At 69.4% G+C, this 18,118-nt stretch carries 20 protein-coding genes; 13 read left to right on the top strand and 7 right to left on the bottom strand.

Translation table 11 applies throughout. The annotated features are described in order from the left end of the window. Positions 1-260 precede the first annotated feature (260 nt). Positions 261-1,190: a hypothetical protein gene (locus tag STVA_RS15045; RefSeq protein WP_123688723.1), complete on the top strand. Its 930-nt coding sequence runs from the start codon at positions 261-263 to the stop codon at positions 1,188-1,190. 71 nt (positions 1,191-1,261) lie between these two features. Continuing rightward, positions 1,262-3,418, top strand: a complete 2,157-nt coding sequence (locus STVA_RS15050) for a Bcr/CflA family efflux MFS transporter (RefSeq protein ID WP_123688724.1) — start codon at positions 1,262-1,264, stop codon at positions 3,416-3,418. On the opposite strand, the gene STVA_RS15055 is transcribed toward STVA_RS15050, so the two are convergent. From STVA_RS15055 to STVA_RS15065, 3 genes are all read right to left on the bottom strand, one after another. Beyond that, positions 3,415-4,167 carry a cupin domain-containing protein gene (locus tag STVA_RS15055; RefSeq protein WP_123688725.1) on the bottom strand — a complete coding sequence of 251 codons (753 nt, stop codon included), beginning with the start codon at positions 4,165-4,167 and terminating at the stop codon, positions 3,415-3,417. The two genes, STVA_RS15050 and STVA_RS15055, sit on opposite strands and share 4 nt — an antisense overlap. Before the next feature lie 84 nt (positions 4,168-4,251). Further along, positions 4,252-4,650: a type II toxin-antitoxin system VapC family toxin gene (locus tag STVA_RS15060; protein ID WP_123688726.1), complete on the bottom strand. Its 399-nt coding sequence runs from the start codon at positions 4,648-4,650 to the stop codon at positions 4,252-4,254. Continuing rightward, positions 4,647-4,883 carry a type II toxin-antitoxin system VapB family antitoxin gene (locus tag STVA_RS15065; protein ID WP_123688727.1) on the bottom strand — a complete coding sequence of 79 codons (237 nt, stop codon included), beginning with the start codon at positions 4,881-4,883 and terminating at the stop codon, positions 4,647-4,649. Before STVA_RS15065 ends, STVA_RS15060 begins: the two co-directional genes overlap by 4 nt. A 52-nt stretch (positions 4,884-4,935) precedes the next feature. On the opposite strand from STVA_RS15065, the gene ybaK reads away from it, so the two are divergent. Beyond that, positions 4,936-5,409, top strand: coding sequence for a Cys-tRNA(Pro) deacylase (ybaK, locus tag STVA_RS15070; protein ID WP_123688728.1), 474 nt, complete (start codon positions 4,936-4,938; stop codon positions 5,407-5,409). Here ybaK and STVA_RS15075 read toward each other — a convergent pair. Beyond that, the gene (locus STVA_RS15075) at positions 5,387-5,884 is read right to left on the bottom strand and encodes a hypothetical protein (RefSeq protein WP_123688729.1); all 498 of its coding nucleotides are present in this window, start codon (positions 5,882-5,884) and stop codon (positions 5,387-5,389) included. The genes ybaK and STVA_RS15075 overlap by 23 nt on opposite strands. A 187-nt stretch (positions 5,885-6,071) precedes the next feature. Here STVA_RS15075 and STVA_RS15080 point away from each other — a divergent pair, with 187 nt between their 5' ends. The 9 genes from STVA_RS15080 (at position 6,072) to STVA_RS15120 (ending at position 14,735) form a co-directional block, all read left to right on the top strand. After that, positions 6,072-7,214: a mandelate racemase/muconate lactonizing enzyme family protein gene (locus tag STVA_RS15080; RefSeq protein ID WP_170216356.1), complete on the top strand. Its 1,143-nt coding sequence runs from the start codon at positions 6,072-6,074 to the stop codon at positions 7,212-7,214. A 10-nt stretch (positions 7,215-7,224) separates the two neighbouring features. Continuing rightward, positions 7,225-8,238, top strand: a complete 1,014-nt coding sequence (locus STVA_RS15085) for an ABC transporter ATP-binding protein (protein WP_123688731.1) — start codon at positions 7,225-7,227, stop codon at positions 8,236-8,238. After that, positions 8,235-9,212 (top strand): ABC transporter ATP-binding protein, encoded by a 978-nt coding sequence (locus STVA_RS15090; protein WP_338069531.1) that lies wholly within the window; start codon positions 8,235-8,237, stop codon positions 9,210-9,212. Before STVA_RS15085 ends, STVA_RS15090 begins: the two co-directional genes overlap by 4 nt. Continuing rightward, the gene (locus tag STVA_RS15095) at positions 9,196-10,140 is read left to right on the top strand and encodes an NAD-dependent epimerase/dehydratase family protein (RefSeq protein WP_123688732.1); all 945 of its coding nucleotides are present in this window, start codon (positions 9,196-9,198) and stop codon (positions 10,138-10,140) included. Before STVA_RS15090 ends, STVA_RS15095 begins: the two co-directional genes overlap by 17 nt. Next, positions 10,137-10,613, top strand: a complete 477-nt coding sequence (locus tag STVA_RS15100) for a RidA family protein (RefSeq protein WP_245978221.1) — start codon at positions 10,137-10,139, stop codon at positions 10,611-10,613. The genes STVA_RS15095 and STVA_RS15100 overlap by 4 nt, the downstream gene beginning before the upstream one ends. 16 nt (positions 10,614-10,629) lie before the next feature. Then, positions 10,630-12,204: an ABC transporter substrate-binding protein gene (locus STVA_RS15105; RefSeq protein WP_123688734.1), complete on the top strand. Its 1,575-nt coding sequence runs from the start codon at positions 10,630-10,632 to the stop codon at positions 12,202-12,204. A 64-nt stretch (positions 12,205-12,268) separates the two neighbouring features. After that, positions 12,269-13,213 carry an ABC transporter permease gene (locus STVA_RS15110; RefSeq protein WP_123688735.1) on the top strand — a complete coding sequence of 315 codons (945 nt, stop codon included), beginning with the start codon at positions 12,269-12,271 and terminating at the stop codon, positions 13,211-13,213. Beyond that, positions 13,210-14,040: an ABC transporter permease gene (locus tag STVA_RS15115; protein WP_245978222.1), complete on the top strand. Its 831-nt coding sequence runs from the start codon at positions 13,210-13,212 to the stop codon at positions 14,038-14,040. The genes STVA_RS15110 and STVA_RS15115 overlap by 4 nt, the downstream gene beginning before the upstream one ends. A gap of 47 nt (positions 14,041-14,087) precedes the next feature. Next, a complete protein-coding gene (locus STVA_RS15120) occupies positions 14,088-14,735 on the top strand; it encodes a cupin domain-containing protein (protein ID WP_123688736.1) in 648 nt (215 codons plus the stop codon). Here the strand turns inward: STVA_RS15120 and STVA_RS15125 are convergent. From STVA_RS15125 to STVA_RS15135, 3 genes are read right to left on the bottom strand one after another with little or no spacing between them, the layout of a single operon-like run. Next, complete coding sequence (locus tag STVA_RS15125; RefSeq protein WP_123688737.1) at positions 14,725-15,633, bottom strand: alpha/beta hydrolase; 909 nt, start codon at positions 15,631-15,633, stop codon at positions 14,725-14,727. The two genes, STVA_RS15120 and STVA_RS15125, sit on opposite strands and share 11 nt — an antisense overlap. Continuing rightward, a complete protein-coding gene (locus STVA_RS15130; protein ID WP_123688852.1) occupies positions 15,630-16,811 on the bottom strand; it encodes an OpgC family protein in 1,182 nt (393 codons plus the stop codon). The genes STVA_RS15125 and STVA_RS15130 overlap by 4 nt, the downstream gene beginning before the upstream one ends. Before the next feature lie 5 nt (positions 16,812-16,816). Further along, positions 16,817-17,293, bottom strand: coding sequence for a hypothetical protein (locus tag STVA_RS15135; protein ID WP_123688738.1), 477 nt, complete (start codon positions 17,291-17,293; stop codon positions 16,817-16,819). A 304-nt stretch (positions 17,294-17,597) separates the two neighbouring features. Here STVA_RS15135 and STVA_RS15140 point away from each other — a divergent pair, with 304 nt between their 5' ends. After that, complete coding sequence (locus tag STVA_RS15140) at positions 17,598-18,086, top strand: YHS domain-containing (seleno)protein (protein ID WP_123688739.1); 489 nt, start codon at positions 17,598-17,600, stop codon at positions 18,084-18,086. Positions 18,087-18,118 lie beyond the last annotated feature (32 nt).

Genomic DNA, 18,118 nt, shown 5'->3' on the forward strand with positions numbered 1-18,118 from the left:
TCATCGCACATTGCAAAGTGGCATCGCGCGCTTCCTGCGGCTTTCGCATAGCGCAATGCGGATTGCGAATCCGGGCGGAATGCAAAACCGGACCAGCGTCCACGCCAGTCGCATAACTCATTGTAAAATAACGATTCCTCACTTGGCATCGCCCCGAAACGGCGCGGCCCCCCGGTTGCAATCCCTCTTGCCGGGGGCAGCGTCCGGCGGGCGGCCGCGAATTCCCCCGATCGCTCTTCGGATCGCAAGGAATTCGGGCCATGGCAAACGTAGTAACCGGTGCGGACGTCCTGCTCTACAAGGCCGGCTACCATTGGACCGAAGAGAAGCTGACCTGGGCGATGGTGCCGGAGCTGGCGCCCTATGCCACGGAAATCCGCGCGGCCATCGCCCAGTGGGACGATGCCAGCGACCTCGACATGGTCGAGGTCGGCCCGTCCGAGTTCGACAATGCCGACATCAAGCTCATCGTCTCGACCCGCGTCGGCTATGAGGGCTACACCTACATCCTGGTCGACGACGCCGACGAGACCAAGATCACCGATGCCGTGGTGGAACTGCCGACGACGCTGGATGCCGACCGCATCGCCTATGTCGTCACCCACGAGCTGGGCCACGCCCTGGGCCTGAAGCATCCGACGCGGCTCGACTTCACGCCCGCCTCCCAGGGCCCGCACGCCCCGGCCGAGATGGTGACGGCGAAGTCCACCATCATGGGTTATTTCGCCGAGCGCGACGGCATGCTCGGCGAGTGGGACGTGCAGGCCCTGAACGCGCTCTACGGGCCGGAGCGCGACAAGGCGATCGACGACGAGATCCATGGCGGCGACGGCGCCAACCAGCTCCTGGGCGGCCCCGGCGACGACGTGCTGTTCGGCAATGCGGGCGACGACCGGCTGTTCGGCGGCCGCGACAACGACATCGTCTTCGGCGGCAAGGGCAACGACCTGGTGTCGGGCGACATCGGCGACGACGAGCTCTATGGCGACGCCGGCGACGACCTGCTGACGGGCGGCGCCGGCCGCGACGTGTTCCATGTCGGTGCCGGCAACGACATCATCACGGACTTCGAGAAGACGGTCGACCGCATCGTCGCCAGCGGCGCCTACACCATCGCCCATGAGGGCAACGACTCCCTGCTGCTGGGCGACGGCTGGTCGGTCCGGGTCCTGGGCGTCGACCTCGCCTAGGGAACGCAATCGGACCGGCCTGCGGGAGGCTCTGGCACTATGGCGCGCCGCGCACTAGCATCGCGCCATCCATGCAGCGGTTATCCCAAGGCCCGCGCCGGTTGCCGCCGCTCTGGCTCCTCATAGCGGCCACTGCCGTCGGCGCGGCCAGCCTCCACATCATCCTGCCTTCGCTGCCCCGCGTCGCGCTCGATTTCGGCAGCGACTACGGGTCGGCGCAGCTTGCCCTGACCGTCTATCTGGCGGCGATGGCGCCCGCGCAGCTCGTCTATGGCCCGCTGTCGGACCGTTTCGGCCGGCGCCCCCTGCTGCTGCTCGGCCTGTCGGGCTACCTGCTCGGCACCATGACCTGCGTCTATGCCGGCTCGCTGGAGATGATGCTGGTGGGCCGCGCCATCCAGGCCTTCGGCGGCTGCGCCGGCATGGTTCTGGCGCGCGCCATCGTCCGCGACATCCATGACCGAGAGAAGTCCGCCGGCCTGATCGCCCACATCACCATGGCGATGTCGCTTGCGCCGATGTTCGCCCCCGCCATCGGCGGCTGGCTCGAAGTGTGGGTCGGCTGGCGCGTCGGCTTCTTGCTGCTGTCGGCGCTGGGCGCGAGCACGCTGGTGTCGGCCTGGTTCAAGCTGAACGAGACCCTGGCCCAGCCCGTGGCGATCGCGCCCAGGGCCATGGTAGGCCACTATCGCCTGCTGCTGGGATCCCCCGCCTTCCTCGGCTACACGCTGGGCACGGGGCTGGCGACCGCATCCTGGTACGTCTTCACGGCCGGCGCGCCCTATCTGCTGGTGTCGGCCATGGGGCTGGCCCCCAGCGCCTACGGCACCTGGATCCTGCTGGCGATGGGTGGCTACACGGCCGGCAATCTCTGCGCATCGCGCCTGTCGCAGCGCCTGGGCGTCGACCGGATGATCGTGGCCGGGACGGCGATCGGGGTCGCCGGCACGGCCCTGCTGGCCGTCTGGACCGGGCTGGTGGCGATCAACCCCTTCGCGCTCTTCGTGCCGATGATGATCCTGACCTTCGGCCAGGGCATGGCGCAGCCCAACGGGGTGGCCGGTGCCATCAGCGTCCATCCGCACATTGCGGGCGCCGCCTCGGGCCTGCTGGGCTTCATCCAGATGGTGGTGAGCGCGCTCGCCACCCTGCTGCTGGCCTCGATCCAGGCGCCCTACGCCTGGCCGACCGTGTCGGTGCTGACCGGCAGCGTGCTGCTGTCGACGCTGGCATTCGCCTATGCGATCTTCGGCCATCGCCTGAAGCGCACCCGCCCGGCGGCAGCGCCGGCCGCAGAGCCAGTCGAGCCCACCTTCGCCGCCACCTCCCAACCGACCGGACCAGAGCCCATGCCCGAAGCCACCGCGATCTGGACCGGACTGTCGGCCGACGAGCACGAGTTGCAGTACAACCCGCAGCGCGCCGTGCCGGACTTCAAGGACTACCAGGCCGGCCGCCAGCCGGCCAACGACCGGGCGCGAGAGACGCTGGCCTGCCGCCGCGACCTCGCCTACGGGCCGGGCCGCCTGCACGACCTCGACTTCTACCCGGTGCCGGACCAGGACCGGGCACCCGTCCACATCTTCATCCATGGCGGCTACTGGCGGGCGCAGGACAAGGCCAATTTCGCCTTCGTGGCCGAGCATCTGGTGGCCAACGGCATCGCCGTGGCCGTCCTGAACTATGCGCTGTGCCCCGCCGCCACGCTGGACGGGGTGGTGGCATCCGCGCTGAACGGCATTGCCTGGGTCGCCTGGAACGCGCAGGAGATGGGCGGCGACCCGGCGCGGATCACGCTGTCGGGCCATTCGGCCGGCGCCCATCTGGGGGCGGCCGCCCTTGCCACCGACTGGACGCTGCGTGAGTTGCCTGCCGACCTCATCAAGGGGGCGGTGCTGATCAGCGGCATCTACGACCCGACGCCCGCCATGCGCACCAGCGTGAACGAGGACATCCGCCTGACCGAGGAACTGGCCCGGCGCCACGACTATGAACGCGCACCCGTGCTGGCCCGCTGCCCGGTGGAGATCGTGGCCGGCGGCCAGGAGCCGACCCACTGGATCGACCAGTCCTTCCGCTATGCCCACCACCTGGCCACGCACGGGCTGGGGCCGGGCGTGCGCGTGACGCCCGGCTTCAACCATTTCGACATCATGAACCAGTACCAGGACCCGGACAGCGATGTGCTGCGCCTGGTCCTGCGCTTGGCAAGTAAGGCTTCGACCTAGGCCGCCTGCTTCTCGATGAAGATGCAGTAGATCTTGCGCAGGCCGGTGGTGACCTGGAAGTCGCCGGCCATGCCACGGGCGATGAAGAAGGTCTCGCCCGGCCCGTATTCCTGCCGGTCCGCCCCGTCGCCCACCGACACGCCGCCCTCCAGCACGTGCATCAGCTCGAAGCGCGGAAAGGGCGTGACCCGGCGGTGATAGGGGCTGGTCTCCCACACGCCGACGGTGAACTGGCCGGTCGTGTCGGCGAAGGCGAGCTTGCCCTGCTGCACCGGCACGGGCCCGTGCAGCGTCTCGGCCGCGGGCGGCGTCGACGGCGACAGCGCGACGGCCGGGTCGACGACCAGCGCCGGCACCGTGGCGGGCGGCGCCGCATCGGCCGGGCCGTCGAAGATCACGAAATACTTGCGCACGCGCCCCGTCTGCCGCCAGCGCATCCGCAGGCCCTTGGGCAGGTAGAACCCCTGCCCAGCGCGCACCGTCACCGGCGTGCCGCCCTCGGGCTCGATCGTCACCGCGCCTTCCAGCAGCAGCATGAACTCGTTGTTGGCGTGCGGCCGCACCTTGCCCGTGAACGGCGTGCAGTCCCACACCCCGGCCGACAGCCCCAGGCGCTCGTCCTCGAAGAAAAAGGCGCCGCGCTGGACGCCCTCGCCGCTCTCCAGCGATTCGGCCGGGATGCTGCCCCAGTCTTCGAGACCGGCACCGCCGGGACCTTCGGGATGGAAGCGGATGGAACTGGACGACATGGCTTTGCTGCCTCGCGCGCGACTGAAAGGGAGGATCGCGTCGATACCTAGCAGCAGCGACACGCGGCCGTCATGCCCCGGATGTCACTCGATCGCCGGTCGAATGTCAGTGAGGGCGAAATCGTTGCCCTTGTACAGCAATGGAAGCCCTCGAACCTTCGCCAGCGCGTAGCTGAAAACATCGCCGAAATTTAGCTGGGCGGGATGCCGGCTGCCCCGCCCGAACGCAATGAATGCAGCAAATGCAGCCGCCGTTTCCGGCTCACCCGGCGGAACAACCTCGAAGACCGGCAGCCGGATCAGATCGTCCAGCGCAACGACGGCCCGCTCGCCACGTCGAGCGTGAACGACCATTCTGGCTTCGACGGCAGATACGCTGCTCAGGAGCGCCAGAGGGGTCGAATGAATGGCGGCGACGAACGCCTGCCTCTCAGGCTCTGCAAATATGATCGCCACCAGGGCCGATGTGTCGACCACGATCATCGGGGCAGCCCATGTTCGTCCCATTCGAGTGGATCCACCCAGTCAGGACGGTCGGGGATCGCATCGACCTGCTTCAACAATGCGATGATCTGTGCCTCCAGGTCCGGCCGTCCTTTCTCACGAAGGATGCGATCGACCGCCATCTCCACCGCTGCCGTCTTGCTCAGCCCCGTCACCGACGCCAGTCGTTCGATCTTTCGCACGACTTCGGGGTTCGCTATCTGAACGGCCATGAACGCCTCCTGATATCCATATCCACATCATCAATATACACTGGACGAGACCATGTCCAAGACGACCCGTGCCACACTCGCCCTGCAGAAGGCCGGGATCGCCTTCACGACCGCAAACTACGATTATGACCCCGGCGCGGAACGCGTGGGGCTGCAGGCCGCCGAAGCGCTGGGCGAGGCGCCGGGGCGGGTCCTCAAGACCCTGATGGCGGAGGTCGACGGGCGGCCGGTCTGTGCCGTCGTGCCGTCCGACCGCGAGGTCTCGATGAAGCGGCTGGCCGCGGCGTTCGGGGGCAAGTCGGCGCAGATGATGCGGCCGGCCGATGCCGAGCGCCTGACCGGCTATCATGTCGGCGGCATCAGCCCCTTCGGCCAGAAACGGCAGGTGCCGACCGCCTTCGAGGTGTCCGCCCTGGAGCTGCCCTATGTCTACATCAATGGCGGGCAGCGCGGGCTCCAGGTGCGAATGGCGCCCGCCGATGCCGTGCGCGCGCTGGCCGCCGTCAGCGCGGCACTCGTCGCGTGACGATCGCCGGGCGGGCGGCACGCAGCACGCGCCAGCCGAGCCAGAGGAAGACGACCAGCACGATCGCCTGGGCGATGGCGAAGGGTGGCTCGGCCTGGGTCGGCGCCAGGGCGCGGAGCGCCGGGACCTTCTGGAAAGCCTGGGCAACGGCGACGAAGACCAGGAAATATTCGCTGGCGACCGCACCCGCCGCATAGATCCGCCGCCAGTTGTCGCGCAGGCCGAAAAGGTAGAGGCCTGCCAGCGTCGGTACCAGCACTGCCAGCGCAATTACGCCGACCCCATGCGACGGCAGGAAGCCGTTGAAGGGAAATATGAAACCCGTGACGCTCGTGGCCACCGCCGTCCACAGGAAGACGCCGGTCCAGGCCGTCGCGATGCGGCCGTGCAACAGGCTGGCGATGACCGGCACGCCCGCTGCCAGGGCGATCAGGCTCAGGCCGGTATGGATGGTCGTCAGTGTGGACAGGTCCATGGGTCGCGCCCCCGCGCAATGCCGGCCCCAGCGCCGGCCGCACGACTATAGGCCTGCCTTATTGGTCGGCGCCCCGGCGATCTTCGCGCCGGCGCCCATTTGCCCAGATGGGATATTGCCGCTGGCCTGGGCCTCTGCGATCCTCGCGTCCCGTCCTGCCCAATCCCCTGCCGATCGAGGCCCCGCCATGGCGCGTATCCGCGACATCCGCATCGTCGCCCTGGAGTTCGCCGTCCCCGACGACCAGGCCTATGGCATGGCCCGCGGCCTGACCGCGCGGCGCGGCGGCGCCATCATCGTGGTCGAGACCGACGAGGGCATCGAGGGCATCGGCGAATCCTGGGGGCCGCCGCGCATCACCGCGGAGTATCTGCGGCTGGTGAAGGCCTACTTCGTCGGCACCAGCATCTTCGCCCAGCGCGGCGTCGCCCAGACGATCTTCGCCAAGCACTATCATTTCGGCATCCAGAACCAACTCGTCTCGCTGCTGAGCGGCATCGACGTCGCCTGCCACGACGCCATGGGCAAGGTGCTGGGCCTGTCGGTGGCCGACCTGATCGGCGGCCGGCAGCGCGAGCGGGTGGCGGCCTATGCCTCAGGCGGCTACTTCACGGCCACCGGCAACCACGAGACGACGCTGGCAGCCCAGCTCGAGCCGCATGTCGACCGCGGTTTCCTGGCCTTCAAGATCAAGATCGGCCGCAACCCGGCCGAGGACGAGAAGCGCGTCGCGCTGGCCCGCCGCATCATCGGCCACGACGCGCTGCTGACGGTCGATTCCAACGGCAACTACACCTTCGACGGGGTGATGGAGAGCATCCGCCGCATCGCCCCCTACGGCATCCACTGGTACGAGGAGCCGCTCGCCCCGCAGGACTGGAAGGGCTATGCCGAGCTGAAGACGCGGGCGACCGTGCCGATCGCCACCGGCGAGGCGCTCTATACCGTGTTCGACATGAAGCGGCTGATCGACGGCCGCCTGGCCGATGTTGTGCAGCCCGACCTGGCGCTGTGCGGCGGCCTGGACGTGGCGCGCACCGTCGGCATCCTGTGCGCGGCCGAGCATCTGCGCATCTCGCCGCACGTCTGGGGCACCGGCGTCGGACTGGCGGCGGCCGTCCATTTCGTGGCATCGCTGCCGAACTATCCCCATTCCGACAACGTGCCCTTCCCCACCATGGTCGAATACGACATGGGCCGGAATGCCCTCCAGAACGACATCTTCCAGGAGCCCATCCAGTTCAAGGACGGCTATCTGGAGGTGCCGAAGGGGCCGGGCCTGGGTGTCACGCTGAACCCCGAGGTGGTCGCGCGCTACACCGTCTCCTGAGGCCCTGGCCATGGATGCCGGTCCGCTGCTGGAAGTGCGCGATCTCCGCACCGGCTTCCGCACGCGCCGCGGCATGCTCCAGGCGGTGGACGGCGTCGCCTTTGCCGTCGCGCGCGGCGAGACGGTGGCGATCGTCGGCGAATCCGGCTCGGGCAAGTCGGTCACGGCCATGTCGATCCTGCGCCTCTTCGGCCGCACCGACCGGGCTTCGATCGCGGGTAGCATATTGCTGCATGGCCGCGAAGGCGGCGTGCGCGACCTGCTGACCCTGCCGGAGCCCGCCCTGCGCGACGTGCGCGGGCGGGAGATCGCCGTGATTTTCCAGGACCCGTCGGCCAGCCTGAACCCGGTCTTCACCATCGGCGAGCAGATCCGCGAGGCGATCCGCCGCCACCGCCCGGGCGACGCCGCGCGCGCCGATGCCGTCGCGGTCGAGTTGCTGCGCGACGTCGGCATCGCCGACCCGGAACGGCGCGTGGCCGCCTACCCGCACCAGCTTTCGGGCGGGATGCGCCAGCGGGTGATGATCGCCATAGCACTGGCCTGCCAGCCGCGCCTGCTGATCGCCGACGAGCCGACGACGGCGCTCGACGTCACCATCCAGGCCCAGATCATGCGCCTGCTGGCAGACCTGAAGTCCGCGCGCGGCATGGGCCTGCTGTTCATCACCCACGACCTGGCCCTGGTGGGCGAGATCGCCGACCGCGTCGTCGTCATGTATGCGGGCCAGGTGGTGGAAACCGGCGCCACGGCCGCCATCCTGGCCCGGCCGCGCCACCCCTACACCCGCGCCCTGCTGGAATGCCGGCCCGAGCGGCGCTACCGCGACGACGGGCAGCCGGACGACCGCCTGCTGCGGCCGATCGCGGGCGCTCCACCGCGGCCGACCGAGATCCCCGCCGGCTGCCGCTTCGCCCCGCGCTGCCCGATGGCCGAGGCCCGCTGCACGGCAGGCCCGGTTTCGCTCGAGCCGGTGCCCGACGACCGTTCGAGCCGCTGCCTGCGCTGGGCGGAAATGGCATGAACATGGCGGCACCGCTGATGGAGGTGAGCGACCTCGCCAAGCACTTCCCGCTGCCGCGCAAGGGCTTCGCGCCGCGCGGGGCGGTGCGGGCCGTCGACGGCATCTCCTTCCAGGTGGGTGCGGGCGAGGTGCTGGGGCTGGTGGGGGAATCCGGTTCCGGCAAGTCCACGGTCGGCCGGCTGGCCTTGCGCCTGCTCGACCCGACGCGGGGTGCCGTCCGCTTCGAGGGACGCGACATCACGCGGGATTCGCTGCGCGCGCTGCGACCGTTGCGGCGGTCGATGCAGATGGTCTTCCAGGACCCCTATGCCAGCCTGAACCCGCGGCGCAGTGTCGGCGAGGCGATCGGCGAGGTGCTGCGCCTGCACGCCATCGGCAGCCGGGCCGACCGGCGCGACCGGGCAGCCGCCCTGCTGGCCAAGGTCGGGTTGGCCTCGGCCGACCTGGGCCGGATGCCGCGCGAGTTCTCGGGCGGGCAGCGCCAGCGCATCGCGATCGCCCGGGCGCTGGCGGTCGAGCCCCGCTTCCTGGTGGCCGACGAGCCGGTTTCGGCGCTCGACGTATCGGTGCAGGCCGGCATCCTGGCCCTGCTGCGCGGTCTCCAGGCCGAGCTGAACCTCGCCATGCTGTTCATCTCGCACGACCTGTCCGTGGTCGAGGTGATGGCCGACCGGGTGATGGTGCTCTATCTGGGCCGGGTCATGGAGGTGGGGCCGACGCGCACCATATTCACCCGGCCGCGCCACCCCTACACCGCCGGCCTGCTGGCGGCCGCCCCCCGCCTGGCCGGCGCCGAGCCACCCAAGGTGGTGCTCCGCGACGAGATCCCGAGCCCGGCCAACCCGCCCAGCGGCTGTGTCTTCCGCACCCGCTGCCCCTTCGTCCTGCCGGCCTGCGCGACCGAGGTTCCCGCCCCGCGGGCGCTGGGCCCCGACCATCAGATGGCCTGCATCCGCGATGACCTCTCCTTCTGACGCGCCCGTCCTGATCGTCGGCGGCCGCGGCTTCGTCGGTTCGGCCGCCGTACGCGGGCTGCTGGCCGAGGGCCGGCCGGTCGCCGTGTTCGGCCCGGCCAGCCCGGTGCCCCTGCCCGACGGCGCACGGGAGATCGTCGGCAGCATCGAGCGGCCGGACGAGATAGCGGCTGCCCTTGCCGCCACCGGCGCCCGTCAGGTGGTGAGTTTCGCCGCCTTCTCGGCCGGTGCCGTCGGCCTTGCGCGGTCGGGCGACGGGGACCCGGAGGGCGCCTTCGCCGTCAATGTGCTGGGGTTTCGCCGGCTGCTGGAAGCCTGCGCCGAGGCCGGCGTGCGGCGGGTGGTCTGGACCAGTTCCACCGTCGTCTTCGGGGCGGCCGAGGACCCGGAAAGCCGGGTCGCCGAGGATGCGCCGCGCCGGCCGGTCCAGGTCTATGGCCTGACCAAGGTCCTGGCCGAGGATGTCGCGCGCTGGTTCGGTCGCGTGCGCGGGCTGGAGACCGTGGCCCTGCGCATTCCGCTGATGATCGGGCCGGGGCTCTGGTACGACGGCGCCGCCGCCGTGCTGAAGCGCATGATCGCAGCCGCCGCACGGGGCGAGGATTTCGCCGCCGAGGTGCCGGCCGGCCGGTTCGACGCGATGCATGTGGACGACCTGGCCCGCCTGATCGGTCGAACGCTCGATGCCCCCAAGGGCCTGGCCGACACCTACAACCTGGCCGGCTACACCACCTCCTATGGCGAGATCGCCGCCACACTGGCCGCGATCGTCCCCGGCTGGCAGGCGCCATTGACCGAGGTGCCGCCGGCCGTCTTCTATCCCTTGCAGGACCAGCGCCGGATCGAGGCCGATATCGGTCTCGATCTGGCACATGATCTGCGATCCACGCTTGCCGACATGCTGAACGAACGGACCCCCACCCCATGAGTTCGAGCCCCATGAGCTATCGCCAGCGCCTGGCCGATCTCGGCATCACCCTGCCGGCCGCCAAGAAGCCCGCCTTTGCCTATGTCCCGGTCGCCGTTCATGGCGGCCTTGCCTGGGTCTCCGGCCAGTTGCCCTGGGAAGGCGACGAGTTGATGGCGCGCGGCAAGCTGGGGGCCGAGATCGACACCGCCCGCGGGCGAGAGATCGCGCGCTGCTGCCTGTTGAACGGGCTGGCCGTGCTGGAGGCCGCCATCGGATCGCTCGACCGGGTCGAGCGCATCGTCAAGGTGACCGGCTTCGTCGCCTCGGCACCGGGATTCCTGGAGCAGCCGGCCGTAGTCGACGGCGCCTCGTCGCTGCTGGGAGAGATCTTCGGCGAGGCCGGGCGCCATGCCCGCTCGGCGGTCGGCGTCGCCGAACTGCCGCGCGGCGTGCCGGTCGAGATCGAGTTCGTTGCCGCCATTTCCGCCTGATTGGGAGGGACACGCCATGCCTGGATCGCGCCTGCGGCTGATCGCCGGATTACTCGCTACGCTTGCCGCCGCCGCACCGGCGCTGGCCGACGATTCCCTGATCTATGGCAAGACCGACCCGGCCGCCAAGGCCGGCGGCAAGATCACGGTCGGCTCGCTGATCGAGCCGCCGTCGCTCGACCCCTTCCTGCAAGGGGCCGACGCCCGCATCCGCGTCAGCGGGCTGATGTACCAGGGCCTGTTCTTCGAGGACCAGGCCGGCATCCCGCGGCCCCTTCTGGCGGCCAGCGTGACGGTGGCACCCGACGCCAAGACCTACACCTTCAAGCTGCGCGAGGGGGTCAAGTTCCACACCGGCCAGGCGATGAGCTCGGCCGACGTGAAGTACAGCTACGACTGGATGCGCGACAGCAAGAACGGCTCGCCCGGCGCCGGCGACCTGTCGTCCGTCACCTCGATCGACGCGCCCGACGCCACGACCGTCGTCTTCAACCTGTCGCGCCCCAACGCGGCCCTGCCGATGACGCTGACCAACAAGTACGGCGCGGTCGTGCCCAACGGCTATTTCGCGGCGGCCGACGCGGGCACCAAGTTCAACGAGGTCTCGGTCGGCACCGGCCCCTACAAGCTGAAGGTGTTCCGCCCGAACTCGGTCCTCGTTCTCGAGCGCAACAAGGACTACTGGCAGAAGGGCCTGCCCTACATCGACGAGGTGACGTTCGCGACGATGCCGAACAGCGCGGCCGTCGTGGTCGCCCTGCAGAACCGGCGCATCGACCTCGCCCTCTTCTCGCGGCCGCAGGATGCCGAGCAACTGAAGACGGCGCCCGGCGTCGAGGTGAAGCGCTGGCCGTCGCTGAACCAGAAGACCATCGACCTCGACGTGAAATACGCCCAGCTTAAGGACGTGCGGGTGCGCCAGGCGATCGCGCTGGCGGTCGACAAGGAAGCGGTGCTGAAGGCCTCGATCGCCGGCTACGGCACCGTCATCGGCACCATGGTCATCGGCATGCAGGACAGTTGGGGCGTGCCGATCGCCCAGCTCGCCAACCAGAAGGTCGACATCGCCAAGGCCAAGGCGCTGCTGGCCGAGGCCGGCCTGGCCGATGGCTTCGACATCGATCTGACCACCATCATCGGCTACGACTGGATGGATGCGGGTGCCGTCACCATCGCCGAGCAGCTGAAGCAGATCGGCATTCGCGTCAACATCAAGAAGATCGACCTCGGCGTCTGGATCCGCAATTTCCGGGCGCGCGAGATGGGCTTCACCTTCAACGACTGGGGCACGACGCCCGACCCCAGCCTGCTGTTCTATCGCCATTTCCGCGCCGCCCCCCAGGGTGCGGACTTCCGCAACTGGAACAACGCCAAGGCGTCCGAGCTGCTGGACCGCGGCCAGGAGGAGACCGACCCGGTCAAGCGCAAGGCGATCTATACCGAGTTCCAGAAGCTGCTGGCCGAGGACCCGGTGTCGATCATGATGTTCTCGGCCGACCTCATCACCGGCCAGCGCGACCGGCTGAAGAACTACGACCAGCACGCCACGGGCTGGTACTTCGGCCTGATCAAGGCATGGCTGGCGAACTGAGCTGACGGGCCGGGTGGCGGTGCCGCCCGGCCCTCGCCCGCCCATCCCCCGCCGCCCTGCCCCCATGTTCCGATTCCTCGCCACCCGCCTGGCCAGTGCTGCCGTCGCCGCATTGCTGTCGAGCCTGGCCGTCTTCCTGCTGATGCGCGCCGTGCCGGGCGACATCGTCGGCCAGATGCTGGGCCAGTCCGGCAACGACCGCACGGCCGAGGCAGCACTGCGCGGCTTCTTCGGCCTCGACCGGCCGCTCTGGGCGCAGTTCGGCGACTGGCTCGCCAACACCTTCACCGGCAATCTCGGCCGCAGTTGGTACCAGGGCCGGCCGGTGGCGACCCTGGTCTGGGACGCCTTCCTGGTGACGGCCGAGATCGCCGTCGCCACCCTGGTCATCGCCACCCTGATCGGCGTGCCGCTGGGCGTGCTGGCCGGCATCCGCGAGGGCACCCGCACCGATGCCGCGATCCAGGCCTTCAACCTGCTGGGCCTGTCGGCACCGGTCTTCTGGATCGGGCTGATGCTGATGGTCGGCGCCTCGGCGCTGCTGGAATGGTCGCCACCCTTCGCCTACATGCCGCCCACCGTCGACCTGGCCGAGAACATCAACATCATCATCCTGCCGGTGCTGAGCCTGTCGCTGCTCCAGGCCGCCGCCTACAGCCACTTCGTGCGCGACACGATGGTGACGGAGCTGCGCCGCGAGTATGTGCGCGCCGCCATCGCCAAGGGGTTGGCGCCGCGTCAGGTCTATTTCAAGCACGCGCTCCGCAACATCCTGATCCCGCTCGTCACCTTCATCGGGCTGATCCTGATCCAGATCCTGGGCGGGGCGGTCGTCATCGAATCGCTCTTTTCGCTGCCGGGCCTGGGCCGCCTGATCCTGTCCGGCATCCAAGGGCGCGACTATCCGGTGGTCCAGGGCGCCCTGCTCTTCGTGGTGCTGATCGCGATCGTGGTCAATTTCGCCATCGACCTGCTCTACGGCCTGATCGACCCGAGGCTGCGGTCGTGAAGGCGCTCGCGGCCTTCCTGCGCGAGCTGTTCGCCACGCCCTTGCAGATCCTCTGTGCGGTGCTGCTGACCATCTTCGCCGTGTTGATCCTGGTGCCCGGGCTGATCGCGCCGCAGTCGCCCTACGCCATCGACGTCGCCCGCGCGCTGCGGCCGCCGTCGGCCGCCCATTGGTTCGGCACCGACGATGTCGGCCGCGACCTCTTCGCCCGCGTCATCCACGGCACGCGCATCACGCTGGGGCTGGTGGCGGGCGCGCTGGCAGCATCCGCCCTGGTGGGTGGGCTGTTGGGGCTGGTCGCGGGCTACTACGGGCGGGCGGCCGACCTGGTCTTCGGCCGGTTCGTCGACATGATCCTGACCTTCCCGCCGGTGATCGCGGGCGTCGTCATCACCGGCGTGCTAGGGCCGGGCGCCCGCAACCTGATCCTGGCCCTGGCCGTGGTCTACGTGCCGATGTTCTTCCGCATCGCGCGCTCGGGCGCGCTCGCCGAGCGCCAGCGCACCTATGTCGAGGCCGCGCGCGCGCTGGGCTTCGGCGAGGCCTCGATCATGCTGCGCCAGGTGCTGCCCAACGTGCTGCCGCTGGTGCTGCTGCAATATGTCATCCTGTTCCCGCTGGCCCTCCAGATCGAGGCGGCGCTGGGCTTCCTCGGCCTCGGCGTCGCCCCGCCGACGCCGGACTGGGGCGCCATCCTGGAGCAGGGCAAGAACTTCATCTTCTCGGCCTGGTGGATGTCGCTGTGGCCGGGACTATTCCTGCTGGGATCGGCCTTCGCCGTGATGGTGCTGGGCCGCACGCTGCAGCAGCGCTTCGACCGGCGCTGAGCCGGCCGCCCCGCCCCGCCTCGTCTGTTCGCAAAGGATCGCCCACCATGCCCGTGCGCCTGGCACTCTTCGAGGACGCCTTCGATGGCGGCCGGCCGCTTCACCTGCCGGCCGCGCCGCGCGCGGTCTATGTCCGGCACGGCACGCTTACCGGCACCAGCGAGAAGACGGGCACGGTGACGCTGGCCGAGGATAGCTGCACCCTGTTCGAAGGCGAACTGGAACTGTCGGGGACCGGCGAGGCCTGGAGCTGGGAGGCGACGCCCTACGACTGGGGCCCGATGGTGACGGACGCCGAGCGGCCGCGCCTGATCGCCGCCCACGCCCTGATGATCGACCCGCGCTACCCGATCCTGATGCGCAGCGACCGGGTGGACTTCCCGCCCGGCATCGTCACGCCCAAGCACGGCCATGGCGGCCCTGGCATCCGTCGTCTGCTGCACGGCCGCCTGGTGGCCGAGATCGCCGACAAGGTGCATCGGGTGGAGCCGGGCGAAGCCTGGTTCGAGACCGGCCGCGACCCCGTGGTCGGGCGCAACGTGGCGCCGGCCAGCGCCTTCGTCCGCACCATCCTGCTGCCGACCGACTATCTGGGCCGCAGCAGCTTCCTGCCCTGGACGGCCGAGGAGGCCGACAAGCCGCGCGGCGTGCAGTACCGGATCTTCTTCGACAGCGTGGTGCGGCTCACCGCGTAGGTACCGCACAGTCCGCCTGCACCTGGCCCGACAGCCAGCGCAGGGCCGGCACGACATGGCTGGCCCAACTGGGCCAGTCATGGCGTCCGTCGTCGACGCGCAATGTGCTGCCGATGCCGAGGCGGCGCAGCGCTTGGTGAAGCTGGACCGTGCCGTCCAGGATGGCCGGGAAGTCCTGGTCGCCGGCCTGCAGCCACAGTCGCGGTGGCGTCGGGCTCGCCCCCAGGGCCGGAGCCATCAGGAAGAGGTTCCAGCGGTTGTAGCGCTGCCAGTCGAAGGGCTGCCCGAACACGCTGCCATACATGCGGACGTTGCGGGCCGCCCGCGCGGCGGGATCGTCCGGCATCGGCGGGAACAGGCTGCCAGAGAGGCTGACCGCGGCCGCATAGCGGTCGGGATGGGCGAACGCCAGCAGCAGCGCGCCATAACCGCCCATCGACAGGCCGCCCACCGCGCGGGCAAGGCGGCAGCCGCCGACCGGATGGCGCCGTTCGACGCCGTCCACCAGATCGGTCGCGAAGGCGGCATGCACCGGGCCGGCGCCGGCCGGATCGTCGACATACCAGCTGTCACCCCCCATGGGCATGACGACCGCCAGCCGTGCCACCCGACCGGCGGCGATCTCCTGGTCCATCGTGGCGGCGAGCCGCCCGACCCCGATCCAGTCCCCCTGATTGCCGCCCAACCCGTGCAGCAGATAGAGGACCGGCCACGGCCCGGTGCCGGCCGGCAGATAGAGGTTGTAGGGGATCGATCGGCCGAGCCGTGGGCTGGGCATGGACAGGTCGGTCACGACCCGCCCCGCCATGCCCGGGTCGGCAGAGGCGGGACGGGCCGGCTGAAGGAGCAGGGCCAGGCTGGCCAGTGCCCCGGCGGCCAGCCGCCCCGCCCACCTCATGGACCGTTGGCGCCGGCCAACATCGGCATGGCACCGGTGCGGGTCGAGGCCGCCGGCTGCGCCGGCTGGACCCGCGGCTTGCCTGTCCAGGGCGGGGCCTTGAACCAGGCGGTGATCCAGGCCGCCGCCGCCAGGATGGCGAAGCCGGCGAGGTTCACCAGCGCCTCCTGCGGCACGTCGCGGCCGATGCGGTCGAGGACGACGCCCAGGAACTGGGCCGCCACCATCCCGGTCAGGAACACCGCCAGCGACTGCTGGCCGACGCGGCGGATGAAGTCCACCACCGCCCCCTTGAGCCGGGCACCGCGCGGCCCAACCGCGACATAGGCGAGGTAGGCCACCGCCAGGAAGTGAACGAAGCGCAGCGGCCCCACATGGGTCTTGTCGATCGCGGGCGCCAGCCAGGCGTTCCATTCCCGTAACTCCGGCACGGTGAAGAAGCCACGATGCCAGGCGAACGGGATCGTCGCGACGACGATGACCGCCGCCGCGACGACCAGCCGTCGATCAACCACCGGCACCGGCAGCCAGCCGCGCATCCAGGCGAACCCGGCAAAGAAGACGAGCTGCCAGGCGAAGGGGTTGAAGAACCAGGTGCGATCCGACCAGGGCTCGGCCGGCAGGTCGGCCAGCCGCAGGAAGGCCAGCCCCCACACCACCAGGACCAGGCCCGCCACCGCCCCGGGACCGCCGAAGCGGGCGGCCGCCATCACCAGCGGCACCATCGCCAGGATGACCAGGTACATCGGCAGGATGTCGAAATAGTTGGGCACATAGGAGAGCCGCAGCAGGCCTTCCGTCGCCCGGGCGGTGTCGGCGAAGAAGGGCGCCAGCCCCAGGTCGTCGACATACCAGCTATTGCCGCCGGCGCGGTCGATCGCCACCAGCATGCCCAGCACCACCAGGAAGCAGGCGATATGGGCCCAATAGACCTGCCAGCAGCGATGCAGGATGCGGGCGGTGCCCTGGAGCCAGCCATGGGCGTCGAACACGCGCCCGAAGGCGACGGCCGACGCCATGCCGGAGCAGAAGACGAATATCTCGGTCGCGTCGCTGAACCCGAAGCGGGCTGGGATCCACTGCGCCCAGCCGTTGTCGGGGATATGCGCCACCAGGATGATGAACATGCCGAGGCCACGAAAGAAGTCGAGCCTGGGGTCGCGCTGCCGGGCGGCCATGGCGGTCACTGCCCGCGCCAGCGCACGACGGCGCCGACCACCAGGCCGAACAACAGGTGGCCGACCAGCGATGCCCAGGCGAGCGGGATGAAGCCGAGGAAGGCGGGCAGGCCGGCGATCAGGTGGGCCATGACGTAGAGCGCGAACACCCACAGCCCGACCCCGTAGCCCAGCGCCACCAGATACCAGGGCAGGCCGGGGAGGATTGCCCGCGCGATCGGCTGGGCCACCAGCAGGTAGCCCAGCGGGTAGAACAGGACGCCGACGACCAGGTGGATGATCTCGGCCAGGAAGCGGCTCTGCAGGCCGAACACGCTCTGCACCAGGGCAGCCGGCTCGAGCGGGCCACCGATCCATAGCGGGGTGATGGCACGCGCCCACACCTCCCACGTCACGTCGGCCGCGACGCCCGCGATCACCGCGGTGACGACGAGTGCGGAAGTGATGGTCGGAAGCACGGGGCGAGCGGCGATCGCGGTCATGGAACTTCCCCTGTTGCAGCGGCGGCGGAAGAACCCGCAGCCTGCTGGCCCGACGGGCCGGTTGCAGAGAATTTCCTGCTACGCCTTATGCTGCGATCACAAAACTCAAATATATGTGAGGACGCACGATGTAATATTCGGCCGTCTATCCATCGAATTTGCTTTGATGCCAGAACTCTACATTCCACCATCGGAATGGAAACGGGGGCATTTGTTACATTGGGAGAACTAATATTTATTCTCTTGCCGATGTAACAAACTCCATCTGGCCATCGAACTGCGCCCAACCGAAGGACCGATCGCCATGCGCCGCTCTCCTGCCATCGCCTTCCTGCTGCTCGCCCTGGCACTGCCGATCGCCGGCCCCGCGCGGTCGGATCCGGAGATGCCGCCCGTCCATCTGAATCTGGATGCCACGCGCCTGGCGATCCGCGGCTATGATCCCGTCGCCTACTTCACACAAGGCGCGCCGACGCCGGGCCGGGCCGACATCACGGCCGACCATGCCGGCGCCACCTACCGGTTTGCTTCGGCCGGAAACCGTGACGCGTTCCGGACCGATCCCGCCCGCTACCTGCCGGCCTATGGCGGCTTCTGCGCGATGGGCACGGCGCTGGGGCGCAAGGTGGATGGTGACCCGCAGCAGTGGCGGATCGTCGATGACCGGCTCTATCTCAACTACGATGCCAACGTCGCCCACCACTGGGCCCAGCATATCCCGCAGAACACCTTCGCGGCCGACGGCAAATGGCTGTTCATTCGCTCCGTGCCGGCCGGCAGCCTCGCCAACTGAGGAAGCGCCGACGATCCGCCGACTGCTGCATG

This window comes from Stella humosa, assembly GCF_006738645.1.
In the GTDB taxonomy this organism is placed as follows: domain Bacteria; phylum Pseudomonadota; class Alphaproteobacteria; order ATCC43930; family Allostellaceae; genus Allostella; species Allostella humosa.